The 12,645-nt window shown below is 68.0% G+C and carries 12 protein-coding genes; 5 read left to right on the top strand and 7 right to left on the bottom strand.

Translation table 11 applies throughout. The annotated features are described in order from the left end of the window. Window positions 1–26: 26 nt before the first annotated feature. The 7 genes from G6032_RS05355 to G6032_RS05325 form a co-directional block, all read right to left on the bottom strand. Window positions 27–860, bottom strand: coding sequence for a septal ring lytic transglycosylase RlpA family protein (locus tag G6032_RS05355; RefSeq protein WP_206211823.1), 834 nt, complete (start codon window positions 858–860; stop codon window positions 27–29). Next, window positions 850–1,872: a lytic murein transglycosylase B gene (gene mltB / locus G6032_RS05350; RefSeq protein ID WP_165281095.1), complete on the bottom strand. Its 1,023-nt coding sequence runs from the start codon at window positions 1,870–1,872 to the stop codon at window positions 850–852. The genes G6032_RS05355 and mltB overlap by 11 nt, the downstream gene beginning before the upstream one ends. Continuing rightward, window positions 1,869–2,942 (bottom strand): rod shape-determining protein RodA, encoded by a 1,074-nt coding sequence (gene rodA, locus G6032_RS05345; RefSeq protein WP_165281242.1) that lies wholly within the window; start codon window positions 2,940–2,942, stop codon window positions 1,869–1,871. Before rodA ends, mltB begins: the two co-directional genes overlap by 4 nt. Window positions 2,943–3,003: 61 nt before the next feature. Beyond that, a complete protein-coding gene (mrdA, locus tag G6032_RS05340) occupies window positions 3,004–4,860 on the bottom strand; it encodes a penicillin-binding protein 2 (protein ID WP_346763763.1) in 1,857 nt (618 codons plus the stop codon). Next, window positions 4,857–5,348: a rod shape-determining protein MreD gene (mreD, locus tag G6032_RS05335; protein WP_165281094.1), complete on the bottom strand. Its 492-nt coding sequence runs from the start codon at window positions 5,346–5,348 to the stop codon at window positions 4,857–4,859. The genes mrdA and mreD overlap by 4 nt, the downstream gene beginning before the upstream one ends. Further along, window positions 5,345–6,208: a rod shape-determining protein MreC gene (gene mreC, locus G6032_RS05330; protein WP_346763762.1), complete on the bottom strand. Its 864-nt coding sequence runs from the start codon at window positions 6,206–6,208 to the stop codon at window positions 5,345–5,347. The genes mreD and mreC overlap by 4 nt, the downstream gene beginning before the upstream one ends. Window positions 6,209–6,269: 61 nt before the next feature. Beyond that, window positions 6,270–7,313 carry a rod shape-determining protein gene (locus tag G6032_RS05325; RefSeq protein ID WP_165281093.1) on the bottom strand — a complete coding sequence of 348 codons (1,044 nt, stop codon included), beginning with the start codon at window positions 7,311–7,313 and terminating at the stop codon, window positions 6,270–6,272. Between the two features lie 170 nt (window positions 7,314–7,483). Between G6032_RS05325 and gatC the strand changes: the two genes are divergently transcribed. From gatC to G6032_RS05300, 5 genes are all read left to right on the top strand, one after another. Then, the gene (gene gatC, locus G6032_RS05320) at window positions 7,484–7,771 is read left to right on the top strand and encodes an Asp-tRNA(Asn)/Glu-tRNA(Gln) amidotransferase subunit GatC (protein WP_165281092.1); all 288 of its coding nucleotides are present in this window, start codon (window positions 7,484–7,486) and stop codon (window positions 7,769–7,771) included. A 17-nt stretch (window positions 7,772–7,788) separates the two neighbouring features. Continuing rightward, window positions 7,789–9,243 carry an Asp-tRNA(Asn)/Glu-tRNA(Gln) amidotransferase subunit GatA gene (gatA, locus tag G6032_RS05315; protein WP_165281091.1) on the top strand — a complete coding sequence of 485 codons (1,455 nt, stop codon included), beginning with the start codon at window positions 7,789–7,791 and terminating at the stop codon, window positions 9,241–9,243. Window positions 9,244–9,252: 9 nt separating this feature from the next. After that, window positions 9,253–10,686 (top strand): Asp-tRNA(Asn)/Glu-tRNA(Gln) amidotransferase subunit GatB, encoded by a 1,434-nt coding sequence (gene gatB, locus G6032_RS05310; RefSeq protein WP_165281090.1) that lies wholly within the window; start codon window positions 9,253–9,255, stop codon window positions 10,684–10,686. After that, window positions 10,686–11,606, top strand: coding sequence for an Hsp33 family molecular chaperone HslO (gene hslO, locus G6032_RS05305; protein ID WP_165281089.1), 921 nt, complete (start codon window positions 10,686–10,688; stop codon window positions 11,604–11,606). The genes gatB and hslO overlap by 1 nt, the downstream gene beginning before the upstream one ends. 105 nt (window positions 11,607–11,711) lie before the next feature. Further along, entirely contained in the window at window positions 11,712–12,635 is a 924-nt protein-coding gene (locus G6032_RS05300) for a metalloregulator ArsR/SmtB family transcription factor (RefSeq protein ID WP_165281088.1), read from the top strand. Window positions 12,636–12,645 lie beyond the last annotated feature (10 nt).

The following is a 12,645-nucleotide window of genomic DNA, read 5'->3' as shown; positions in this document are numbered from 1 at the left end:
CTCGGTCGCGGAGCGTGTAGGCGGGCTCAGTCCGTCGAGAGGTGCGCGTCCCGGATTCCCAGGCCCCGCACCCGTTCGAGGGTGCGTTCGATTTCGTCGATCGCGGTCAAAGGCCCGATCCGGACCCGGTAAACGCGTTGCCGCGGATGCTCCTGCGGCGACAGCACGACGCCGTCGATACCGCTTTCCACCAGCCGGGCCTGCAGGCGTGCGGCGTTCTCCTCGCTGGAGAACGCGCCGACCTGTAACCAGCTGGGCTCCGGGGACGACCCTGCACCACCCGCAACCTGCGTGTGGTCGGACGTGGCCAGCGCCTGGCGAGGCGTGATGATTTCCACGTCCACGGCTGCGGTGCCCTCGTTGTGCATGCCGAGGCGCACGGCCGCGGCGTAGGACAAGTCGATCACCCGGTCGCCGATGAAGGGCCCGCGGTCGTTGACCCGCACCACGACGCTGCGTCCGTTCCCCCGATGCGTTACCCGCACGTAGCTGGGCAAGGGCAGGGTCTTGTGCGCCGCCGTCATCGCGTACATGTCGTAGGGCTCACCGCTCGAGGTACGCCGGCCGTGGAACTTCGTCCCGTACCAGCTCGCGATGCCGCTCTCGCGGTAACCGGCGGCATCGTTCATGACGTAGTAGCGCCGCCCCCTGACCTCGTAGAAGGGCGGGTTGCCGCTTTTGCTGCGCGGCTCCGCGCGCGGGACGGCATCCGGAATCCCGGCAGCATCCAGCGGGCGGGCAGGCGGGCCGTCACCGAGGCCGAAACCGGGATCGCGCGGCGCGAAGCAACCGCCGAGCAGCAACAGCGCCGCGATGGTGCCGGCCGTGGCGGCCTTCCGGAGGCCGCCCTCAGCCCGCATTCGCATCCCCTTCGACGCGCGCCCGGATGGCCTCGCCGAGCTGGTGGACCGCAAGCGCATACATCAGGCTGCGGTTGTAGCGCGTGATGACATAGAAGTTGTGGAAGCCGGCCCAGTAGCGTGGGCCCTCCTCGTGCTCGAGGACGAACAGGCCGGCCGCTGCTGACGGATCGCTCGGAGCAGGCCCGTCAAGCGAGACGCCGGCCGCCCGCAATGCGCCGACCGTGGTGCCCGGCTTCAAAGCCTGGGCCGCGAGATCCGCCGGATCGCGTTCGCCCGCGACCGCGGGGACCACCACGGGTTCACCCCGTCGCCAGCCATGGTCACTGAAATAGCCCGCGACGCTGGCCAGGATGTCGTCGCTGCTGTTCCACAGGTCGATTCGCCCGTCGCCATCGCCATCGACCGCATAGGCTCGATAGCTGGAGGGGATGAATTGCGGCAGTCCCATCGCGCCGGCATAGGAGCCCACCGGTGTCTCGATCTCCAGTCCCTGCTCATCGACCAGCAACAGGAACTGCGCGAGTTCGCGCGAGAAGAAGGCGCTGCGCGGCGGATATTCGAAGGCCAGGGTCGCCAGTGCGTCGAGCACGCGGTAACGCCCGAGGATGCGCCCGTAAAAAGTTTCCACCCCGATGATGCCGACGATCATCTCGGGCGGGACGCCGGTCTCGGCTGCGATCCGGTCGAGCCGTTCCCGATGCGTCTGCCAGAATTCGGTCCCCGCCGCGATCCGCTCCTCGGTCATGAAGATGCCGCGGTATTCGTGCCAGGGGCGCACGCGCTCCGCCGGCCGGCTGATGGCGTCGATGATCGGCGGCTGGATGCGGGCCAGTCCGAGCACCGCGCGCACGGTCTCCGGATCCAGCCCGTGTTCCCGCTCGGCTGCCGCGACGAAGGCGCGCACGTCTTCGCGGTCCGGATCGAGCGGCAGCGACGCGACGACCGGCTGCGGCGCCGCCAACCCGGCGACCAGCACAGCGCAGCAAACGAAAAGGATGCAGGGCTTCATCTGGCGAGCAGGTTTCGGTGACCGTTGATGGCCATGAGCATACCGAAACCCGCCATCAGGGTCACCATCGAGGTTCCACCGTAACTGACCAGCGGGAGCGGCACCCCGACCACCGGCAGGAGGCCAGTGACCATCCCGGTGTTGACGAACACGTAGACGAAGAACGTCAGGCTGATGCTGCCCGCCAGCAGGCGCGTATAGGTGTCCTGGGCCTGCAGGGCGATCACCATGCCGCGGCCGACGACGAAGAGGTACAGGGCGATCAGCAGCGCGAGGCCCAGGAAACCGAATTCCTCGCCCAGCACGGCAAAGATGAAATCCGTCGAGCGCTCGGGCAGGAATTCCAGCTGCGCCTGCGAGCCGTTGCCCCAGCCCTTGCCGAACAGACCGCCGGAACCGATGGCGATCTTGGACTGGATGATGTGGTAGCCGGCGCCGAGAGGGTCGGTCTCCGGATTGAAGAAAGTCAGCACGCGGCGGCGCTGGTAATCGTGCATGAAGTGCCACAACACGGGGGCGAGCGCGGCCGCGGTGACCCCCAGCAGGATGATCAGGCGCAGGCGCAGGCCGCCCAGCAGGACCACCAGCATGCCGGCACTGCCGACCATCAGGGCCGTGCCGAGGTCCGGCTGTCGTGCGATCAGCACGGCCGGCAGGGCGACGAGCAGCAGCACGATGAGGAGCTCCCGGAAGCGCGGCGGCAGGGGCCGGTCGTGGAGATACCAGGCGGCCATCATGGGCACGGCCAGCTTCATGATCTCCGAGGGCTGGAAACGTATGAAACCAAGATCGAGCCAGCGTTGCGCGCCCTTGCCCAGGTCGCCCGCGATCAGTACGGCCGCCAGCAGCAGCAGGCCGACGGTGAACAACCATGGCGACCACATGCGCAGCATCTTCGGCGGCACCTGTGCCACGGCGAGCATGACGGCGAACGCCACGCCGAGGCGGATGAGCTGGCGCACCATGAGCCCCGGGTCCTGCCCTCCGGCGCTCCACAACACGACCAGGCCGAAAGCGGCGATCAACAGCAGGCCGGCGAGCAGCGGACCGTCGAGCCGCAGCCCGAGCATGATGCGCCGGCCCAGGCCGATGGCGTGACGTTCCCCGAATACGGATTGCGACACGGCCATGTCAGTCGGCCTCCCGTTGCAGCCAGTGGTCCATGACCACCCGGGCGATCGGCGCTGCTGTGGTGCTGCCGCTGGAACCGTTCTCCACGAGCACGCCGATGGCGATCCGCGGATTCTCGGCGGGCGCGAACGCGACGAACAACGCGTGCGGACGTTCGCGTTCGGCCGTCGCTTCCTCGTCGTACTCCTCGCCTTGCGCGATGCCGACCACTTGGGCCGTGCCGGTCTTCCCCGCCACTGTCCAGCTCGAGTCGATCCAGGTAGCGCGTGCCGTGCCGCGCGGACCGTGGACGACCGCGATCATCGAGTCCACGGCTTCCTCGACGTGGTCCGGCTGCAGGCGCAGCGGCGGCAGCGGCTCAGGCGTCACTGCGACGCGTTCCCCGCTCGCCGGGTTCTCTACTGCAGCGAGCAGCGTGGGCCGGAACCCGCGCCCGCGATTACCGAGAATGGCCGCGCTCTGCGCCAGTTGGAGCGGGGTGGCGAGCATGTAGCCCTGGCCGATGCCCGTGATCACGGTTTCGCCGGGGAACCAGACCTGGTCCTGGCGCTCGCGGAATGCCGTGCGCTTCCATTCGCGCGAGGGCAGCAGCCCCGGCTGCTCGCCGGGAATATCGATCCCGGTCCGTTCGCCGAGCCCGAACCATTCGAGGAACTCGTGCATCCGCTCGATGCCCAGTGTCATTGCCAGCTGGTAGTAGTAGACGTCGCAGGATTGCGCGACCGATTCCTCCAGGTCGACCGTGCCGTGGCCGGTCCGTTTCCAGTCGCGATAACGATGGGAATGATTCGGGAGGCTGAACCAGCCGGGGCAGAAGATCGAGTCCGCCGCATCCATCACGCCGTAGTGCAGGCCGGCCAGGGCGAGCAGCGGCTTGATGGTCGAGCCGGGCGGGTATTGCCCCCTCAAGGCGCGGTTGAAGAGGGGCTGGTCCGGGCTGTTCTGCAAGGCGTTGTATTGCGCGCCCGAGATGCCGGTGCTGAACAGGTTCGGGTCGAAGGCGGGGGTGCTGACCAGTGCGAGTACCTCGCCATTGCGCGGATCGAGCGCCACGATCGAACCGCGGCGCCCCGCGAGCGCTTCCCGCGCCACGGCCTGCAGCTCCATGTCGATGGTCAGGTAGACGTTGTGTCCGGGCACTGCGTCATTGCGTTCCAGTTCCTGCAACGTGCGGCCCTGGGCGTTGACGAGCACCTGTCGATAGCCCGTGGTGCCGTGGAGCAGGTGCTCCCAGGCCCGTTCTGCGCCGGTCCGCCCGGTCTGTGCCGTGCCTGCGTAGTTGGCCGTGTCCAGGCGTTGCAGGTCGGCTTCGCTCACGGCGCCGACGTAACCGATGGCGTGCGCACCGATCTCGCCGAGCGGGTATTGCCGTGCAAGGCGTGCGCGAATGTCCACCCCGGGGAATTGCGGCCGCTTCACCGCGAAGAGAGCGGCCTCCTGCTCGTCGAGCCGCTGCCGCAGCACGGTCGGCTCGAAACGCCGCTGGCTGCGCAGCTGGTTGCGAATGCGCGGCAGGTCCTCGGCGTCGAGCAGGCCGAGGGATACGAGTTCGTCGAGGGTGCCGTCGATGTCGGATACCTGCTCCGGCACCAGTTCCAGCTGGTAGACCGGCCGGTTCTCGGCGAGCAGGCGGCCTTCGCGGTCCAGCAACAGGCCCCGCACCGGAGGCACGGGTTCGATCCTGACGCGGTTGCCGTGCGAGAGGCGGCTGAAATGCTCGAAATTCACGACCTGGAGGTCGACCAGGCGATACATGAGCAGGCCGCTCAGCAGCACGGTGATCAGTGCGGCAGCGACCAGCCGGCCGAAGAACATGTGTTGTTCGTGCCAGTGGTCCTTGAGCCGGTTGATGCTCACGCCAGCATCCGCAGTCGCAGTCGCAGCCCGTCGAGCAGCGCAACGACCACGGGCCAGGCGATCACGGCCGCAAGCGTCGGCGCCGCCCGCTGCCAGTTGAGCTCGGCGGCGCCGGCGACGCCGTCCACCCAGAACACGATGAACTGGTGGCAGGCGACCACCGCGCCGATCGCGACGGTCTGTTGCCAGATCGGAAACACGCGCAGGCGCAGGTGAAAGCGCAGCGTCAGCCAGGTGGCCAGGGTCATGGCGAGTGCATGCTGGCCGAGGACGCCGCCTTTCAGCACGTCGAGCACCACCCCGGCGAACCAGGCCAGTGCAAGCCCGTAGCGGCGCGGATAGGCCAGCGCCCAGTAGATGGCGGTCAATGCGAGCCACGGCGGCCGCCAGGCCGCGAGGTCCGCAGGCAAGGGGGTGACCTCGAGCGACAACGCCACCAGCAGCGACAGGATCACGGGCCAGCCGCTCGGCCTTGCGGCAGCGCTCACGGCAAGGCCACCTGTTCGCCGCCTTTCCAGACGAGCAGGACCTGGCGAGTCCTGTTCAGGGCTGCGGTCGGCTCGGCCTCGACGTGCGCGAACGGCTCTCCCGGGCGGCGCTCGACGCGCGTCACGCGTGCCACCGGGTAACCCGCGGGGAAAGCGTCGCCGAGTCCCGAGGAGGTCAACAGGTCGCCGACCTGGATGTCGGCGCTGTTGGGCAGGAACGGCAGGTCCATGCGCGTCACGTCGCCCACACCGAGCGCGACGGTGCGCAGGCCGTTCCGGCTGAGTTCGACGGGAGTGGCGTGGCTGGGATCGCTGATGAGAATCGCCTCGGCGCCAAGCGGGTTGACGCGAATGACCTGCCCGACGATGCCGTCTGCGTCGAGCAGCGCCTGACCTTCGTACACGCCGGCCTGTTCGCCGCGATTCAGCGCGATCCGGTGCCGGTAGGGATCCAGGTCCACGGCGAGGATCTCGGCGACCTGCACCCGGTTGGCCAGCCGGGCCGGCGATTCCATCAGCGACCTGAGCCGCGCGTTCTCCACTTCGAGCGCGATGAGTTGCTGCAGGCGGGCCTGCTGACGGAGGCTTTCGAGCCGCAGTTCCCGGTTCTCGGTCACCAGCCTGTCGCGCTCTGCGAGCCGTTCCCTCGCCCAGCCGAACGTGGCAGACGGCATATCGACCAGCACCCGAATGGGATAGACCGCGACGGAGAGCGCGCGTCGCACCGTCTGCAGGTGTCCCTGCTGGTAATCGAGGTAGATCAGGCACACCGACAGGAACGCGAGCAGCACCATGCGCGTGCCCAGCGAAGGGCCGCGGTCGAACAACGGTTTGTTTTCGGCCTGGTTGATCGGGTTCACGGCAGCGTTATGTTTAACCGCCGCCTATTGTGTACCCCGGGCCGACACGGAGGCCAGCCCCTCACTCTATTCCGAACAGGCCCGGGCCGTGCTGGTCGAGAAGTTCGAGTACTTTGCCCCCGCCGAGCGCCACGCAGGTCAGGGGGTCCTCGGCGATGATCACCGGCAGGCCGGTCTCTTCCATGAGCAGCTTGTCGAGGTCGCGCAACAGGGCGCCGCCGCCGGTCAGCACGATGCCCCGGTCCGCGACGTCCGCGCCCAGCTCGGGGGGCGTCTGCTCCAGGGCGGCCTTCACCGCCCCGACGATGCCCTGCAGCGGTTCCTGCAGGGCCTCGAGGATTTCGTTCGAATTCAGCGTGAAGCTGCGTGGCACGCCTTCCGACAGGTTGCGGCCGCGCACCGAGATCTCGCGCACTTCCTGGCCCGGGTAGGCCGCGCCGATCTCGTGCTTGATGCGCTCCGCGGTGGCCTCGCCGATGAGGATGCCGTAATTGCGCCGCACGTAGCTCATGATCGCCTCGTCGAAGCGGTCGCCGCCGATGCGCACCGAGGCGGCGTAGACGATGCCGTTGAGGGAGATCACCGCGACCTCGGAGGTGCCGCCGCCGATGTCGAGGACCATCGAGCCGCGCGCCTCGCCGACCGGCATGCCGGCGCCGATCGCGGCCGCCATCGGTTCCTCGACGAGATAGACCTTGCGTGCGCCGGCGCCCTCCGCGGATTCACGGATCGCGCGACGCTCGACCTGTGTCGAACCATAGGGCACGCAGACCAGCACTCGCGGGCTGGGGCGGAAGTAGCGGCTGCCATGCGCCTTCTTGATGAAGTGCTGGAGCATCTTCTCCGTCACGGTGAAGTCGGCGATCACGCCGTCCTTCAGGGGGCGGATGGCGGTGATGTTGCCGGGCGTGCGCCCCAGCATGCTCTTCGCCTCGGCGCCGACGGCCTGCACGGTGCGGCCGCCGCGGGCGGTTTCCTCGCGGATCGCGACCACCGAGGGCTCGTTCAGCACGATGCCGCGGCCCCGCACGTAGATGAGGGTGTTGGCCGTGCCCAGGTCGATGGACAGGTCGTTGGAGAAATAACCCCGAATATTCTTGAACATACGTTACCGGGAGATAATCAGGAGAGAGGCTGCTGGGCGGCGCGGCGGGCACCGGATGAAAACGGCGGACAAGCTCGTAAATCTAGCAACGGGGGCGACTTCGGGCAAGCGCGAGGTTATCATCTAACGCTTGTCGAAAGCGCCTTTTAGCCAAGCTCCCGGAGACCTGCATGAAGCTTAGCCGGCACGAGGTCGAGTCAATCGCACACCTCGCGAGACTGGAGATCTCCGCCGACGAGATCCCCGTTTACGTGGACAACCTGTCGCGGATCATCGATTTCGTCCAGCACCTGGACGAGGCCGCGACCGAGGGCGTGACCCCGATGGCGCACCCCCTGAACATGACCCAGCCGCTGCGCCCGGACGTCGTCAGCGAGCCGGACCAGCGCGAACTTTACCAGCAGAACGCCGGGGCGGTGGAATCAGGTCTCTACCTGGTGCCGCGAGTCCTCGAGTAAGCACGGAGCACAGACCCATGCACGGCATGACACTGGCCGGGATCGCGCGCGCCCTGCGTGACCGGGAATTCAGCAGCGAGGAGCTGGTGCGCCACCTGCTGGAGCGCATCGGGCGGCTCGACGGCGAGCTGAACGCCTTCATCACGGTGACCGGCGAGGCCGCCCTGGCCGCCGCGCGCGACGCGGATGCCCGCCTGGCCGGGGGCGCGGCCGGGCTGACCGGCGTGCCGATCGCGCACAAGGACATCTTCTGCACGGCCGGGGTCAAGACCAGTTGCGGTTCGCGGATGCTCGATAATTTCATCTCGCCCTACGACGCCACCGTGGTCGAGCGGCTGCGCGACGCGGGCACGGTCATGCTGGGCAAGACCAACATGGACGAGTTCGCCATGGGCTCGTCGAACGAGACGAGCTACTACGGGCCGGTGCGCAACCCGTGGGACACGCAGCGCGTGCCCGGCGGCTCCTCTGGGGGTTCCGCCGCCGCCGTGGCCGCCCGGCTGGTGCCGGCCGCGACCGGGACCGACACCGGCGGCTCCATCCGCCAGCCGGCGGCGCTGGCGGGGATCACCGGCATCAAGCCGACCTACGGCCGGGTGTCGCGCTACGGCATGATCGCTTTCGCCTCCAGTCTCGACCAGGCGGGGGTACTCACGCAGACGGCCGAGGATGCCGCGCTGCTGCTGACCGCCATGTCCGGCCACGATCCGCGCGACTCCACGTCGGTAGATGCGCCCGTACCGGACTATGCGGCGGGACTCGGCGAATCGCTCGAGGGCCTCACCATCGGCCTGGTCGAGGAGTTCATGGACGAGGGTCTCGATCCGGCCAATGCGGCGGCCATCGAGGCTTCGCTGAAGGTACTGGAAGGGCTCGGCGCGAAAGTGCGCCGGATCAGCCTGCCGAATATCGGCCTCTCCGTGCCGACCTATTACGTGGTCGCGCCGGCCGAATGCTCGTCCAACCTGTCGCGCTTCGACGGCATCCGCTTCGGTTACCGCGCGGACGCGCCGCGCGATCTCGAGGATCTCTACAAGCGCAGCCGGGGCGAAGGGTTCGGCGCGGAGGTCAAGCGCCGCATCATGACCGGCACCTACGTGCTGTCGGCGGGTTATTACGACGCGTATTACCTGAAGGCCCAGCGGGTCAGGCAGCTGATCGCCGCGGACTTCCGCCAGGCTTTCGAATCGGTCGACGTGATCGTCGGGCCGACCTCGCCCACGCCGGCTTTCGAGCTCGGCGCCAAGGTGGACGATCCCGTGACGATGTACCTCAACGACATCTACACGATCGGCGTCAACCTGGCGGGATTGCCCGGCCTGTCCGCGCCCTGCGGCTTCGTGGACGGCCTGCCCGTCGGCCTGCAGATCGTCGGCCGCGCCTTCGACGAGGGACGCATCCTGAACGTCGCACACCGCTTTCAGCAGGAAACCGACTGGCACGCGAGGGCGCCGGGCGGCGCCTTCGCCTGAGGATCTCGCATGGAATGGGAAACCGTCATCGGGCTGGAAATTCACGCCCAACTGGCCACCCGGAGCAAGATTTTCTCCGGCGCCACGACCGCTTACGGCGCTGAGCCGAACTCGCAGGCCTGCCTCGTGGACCTCGGTTACCCGGGGGTGCTGCCGGTGCTCAACGAGGGCGTCGTGCGCATGGCCGTCGCCTTCGGTCTCGCCACCGACTGCACCATCGCCCCCAGGTCCGTGTTCGCGCGCAAGAATTATTTTTACCCCGACCTGCCGAAGGGTTACCAGATCAGCCAGTACGAGCTGCCGGTGGTGCATGGCGGGCGGATCGAGCTGGAACTGGAAGACGGTGCGCGCAAGACGATCGGCATCACCCGCGCGCACCTCGAGGAGGACGCCGGCAAGTCGCTGCACGAGGACTTCCAGGGCCAGTCGGGGATCGACCTGAACCGCGCCGGCACGCCGTTGCTGGAGATCGTCTCGGAACCGGACATGCGCTCCGCCAGGGAAGCCGTGGCCTACATGAAGGCGATCCACCAGCTGGTGCGCTATCTCGGCATCTGCGACGGCAACATGCAGGAAGGCTCGTTCCGCTGTGATGCGAACATCTCCGTGCGTCCCGTCGGGCGCCACGAGTTCGGCACGCGGGCGGAAATCAAGAACCTGAACTCCTTCCGCTTCGTGGAGCGCGCGATCCTGTTCGAAGTCGAGCGCCAGGTCGACATCCTGGAATCCGGCGGGCGGGTGGTCCAGGAGACCCGCCTCTACGACCCGGAGCGCGACGAGACACGCCCGATGCGCAGCAAGGAAGAGGCGAACGATTACCGCTACTTCCCGGATCCGGACCTGTTGCCGCTGGAGATCGGTCCCGAACTCGTGGAGGAAGTGCGTGCAGGGCTGCCCGAGCTGCCGTGGCGCAAGCGCGAACGCTTCATCGCCGAGTATGGCTTATCGGCGTATGACGCGGGCGTGCTGAGCGTCAGTCGGACGGCGGCGGACTATTTCGAGACGGTGGCGGCGGGCCTCGCGGACAAGAAGCTGGCCGCGAACTGGGTGATGGGCGAACTGGCCGGCGCGCTCAACAAGGCGGGACTCGAGATCACCGCGAGCCCGCTCGATCCGGAGGCGTTGCTCGGACTGCTGCGGCGTATCGAGGATGAAACCATCTCCGGCAAGATCGCCAAGGAAGTCTTCGAGGCCATGTGGGCGGGCGAGGGCGACGCCGATGCCGTGATCGAGGCGCGCGGCCTGCGCCAGATCACGGACTCCGCTTCGGTCGAGGCCGTGGTCATGGAAGTGATCGCGGCGAACCCGCAGCAACTCGAGCAGTACCGTTCGGGCAAGGACAAGTTGTTCGGATTCTTCGTCGGCCAGGTGATGAAGGCCACCGGCGGCAAGGCCAATCCTGCGCTGGTCAACGAGCTGTTGAAACGGTTGCTGGCGGGCTGATGGACGATGGCGATGCGCTGCGGCGCTTCATGTTCGAGGATGCCCCCGTACGCGGCGAAATCGTGCGTCTCGAGGAGAGCTGGCGCGCGCTGCTGACGCGGCAGGACTATCCGCCGGCGGTGCGTGCCGTGCTCGGAGAAGCGATGGCGGCATCGGCGCTGCTCGCGTCCACCCTGAAGTTCGATGGCCTGTTGACACTCCAGATCCAGGGCGAGGGAGCGCTCAACCTGCTGGTGGCCCAGTGTGCCAGCGACCTCACCGTCCGCGGCCTGGCGAAATGGCGCGGCGACGATCCCCGCGGCACGCTGGCCGAACTGACGGGCGGCGGTCGCCTGGCGATCACCATCGAGCGGCGCAAGCGGCGCGAGCGTTACCAGGGGATCGTCCTGGCCGACACCGGCACCCTGGCGGCCTGCATCGAGGCCTATTTCGCGCAGTCCGAGCAGCTCCCGACGCGGCTGTGGCTGGCCGCCGACGGGGATGTGGCGGCAGGCATGCTGCTGCAACAGATGCCCGGCGACGGCGCTGACGATGGCGACCACGCCGCGGAGCCGCAGGGCCCGGATGCCGCAGGCCCGGAAGCCTGGCGGCGCGCTGCATTGCTGGCCGACACGCTGAGCCCGGAGGAATTGCTCTCCGTCGGCTCGACGGAGCTGCTGCGACGGTTGTTCCATGAGGAGAAAGTGCGCCTCGCAGACCCGCGCCCCGTGCGTTTCCGCTGCAGTTGCACGCGCGAACGCGTCGAGTCGGCGCTGCGCCTCCTCGGCCGCGCGGAGCTCGCCGACCTGCTGTCGGCCGAGGGCCAGATCGAGGTGCGTTGCGAGTTCTGCAACAAGGCCTATGCGCTCGACGCCGTCGACATGGAGCAGTTGCTGGCAGTGGACGTGGCGTCGCCGCCCGGGTCCGATCGCCTCCACTAGGGTTTCCGGCCGTCACAGGCGGGGACGATTTACACCGATATAAAGATATGTTTATATCCGCGCAATTGCATTCCCTGCCCCGACCCCATTGAGCCGGATCTCTTCATGAATCGCATTCTCGAGGCCTTCAAGGCGATCGCGGATCCGAGCCGACTGCGGCTGATGGCGCTGTGCGCGCGCGGCGAGCTCACGGTCACGGAAGTCACGGAGGTGGTCGGACAGAGCCAGCCGCGGGTGTCGCGCCATTTGAAGGTGCTGTGTGCCGCGGGCCTGCTTGATCGCTTCCGCGAGCAGAACTGGGTGTATTACCGCCTGCCGCTCGGTGGGCCCGGCGCACAACTTGCGCGCAACCTCGTACGCCTGTTGCCCGTTGATGACCCGGTGTTGCGTCTCGATCGTGAGCGGCTGGAGCGGATCTTCGCCCGCCGTGCCGCGCAGGTCAGGCGCAGTGCGCCGGGCGATGCGGTGCCGACTCCGGCCGGCGTCGATGCACGTATCACCGACCTGATGGCCGGCGAGGCCCTCGGCGAACTGCTCGACATCGGCACGGGCACGGGCCGCATGCTGCGGTTGCTGGGGGTCTCCGCCGACCTGGCCGTGGGCATCGATATCTCCCGCGAGATGATCGTGCTCGCGCGCAGCAACCTGCATGCCGCCGGGCTCGACCATCTGTCGGTGCGCCAGGGCAACATGTACCAGTTGCGTTTCGCCGACCAGAGCTTCGACACGGTCACGATCGACCAGGTGCTCTACCAGGCCGATCAGCCGGCCGACGTGTTGCGCGAAGCCGCCAGGGTATTGCGGCCCGGCGGCCGGCTCCTGCTGGTGGAGTTCCTGACGGGTGCGGACGCAGGCGAGGAAGCCGCCGCTGCGCCCGGGACCCTGTCGATCACCCGCTCCGGGCTCGCGTCCTGGTGCGCAGACGCCGGCTTGCAGCCGGAAGTCGCCGAACAGCTCGCGGCCCGCCCGTGGCCCCTCATCGTTTCCGTCGCCCGCCGCCCCGGCTCCCGCTGCGCAGTGGCTGCCTGACCCAGGAGTT

This window comes from Wenzhouxiangella sp. XN24 (genome assembly GCF_011064545.1).
Lineage (GTDB): Bacteria > Pseudomonadota > Gammaproteobacteria > Steroidobacterales > XN24 > XN24.
This window is presented reverse-complemented; position numbering and strand designations above follow the sequence as displayed.

What these genes read in the sequence shown, in the direction of transcription:
- G6032_RS05355 (WP_206211823.1), bottom strand. Translation starts at nt 860, where the DNA reads ATGCGGGCTGAGGGCGGCCTCCGGAAGGCCGCCACGGCCGGCACCATC.
- mltB (WP_165281095.1), bottom strand. Translation starts at nt 1,872, where the DNA reads ATGAAGCCCTGCATCCTTTTCGTTTGCTGCGCTGTGCTGGTCGCCGGG.
- rodA (WP_165281242.1), bottom strand. Translation starts at nt 2,942, where the DNA reads ATGCTCGGGCTGCGGCTCGACGGTCCGCTGCTCGCCGGCCTGCTGTTG.
- G6032_RS05325 (WP_165281093.1), bottom strand. Translation starts at nt 7,313, where the DNA reads ATGTTCAAGAATATTCGGGGTTATTTCTCCAACGACCTGTCCATCGAC.
- gatC (WP_165281092.1), top strand. Translation starts at nt 7,484, where the DNA reads ATGAAGCTTAGCCGGCACGAGGTCGAGTCAATCGCACACCTCGCGAGA.
- gatA (WP_165281091.1), top strand. Translation starts at nt 7,789, where the DNA reads ATGCACGGCATGACACTGGCCGGGATCGCGCGCGCCCTGCGTGACCGG.
- gatB (WP_165281090.1), top strand. Translation starts at nt 9,253, where the DNA reads ATGGAATGGGAAACCGTCATCGGGCTGGAAATTCACGCCCAACTGGCC.
- hslO (WP_165281089.1), top strand. Translation starts at nt 10,686, where the DNA reads ATGGACGATGGCGATGCGCTGCGGCGCTTCATGTTCGAGGATGCCCCC.
- G6032_RS05300 (WP_165281088.1), top strand. Translation starts at nt 11,712, where the DNA reads ATGAATCGCATTCTCGAGGCCTTCAAGGCGATCGCGGATCCGAGCCGA.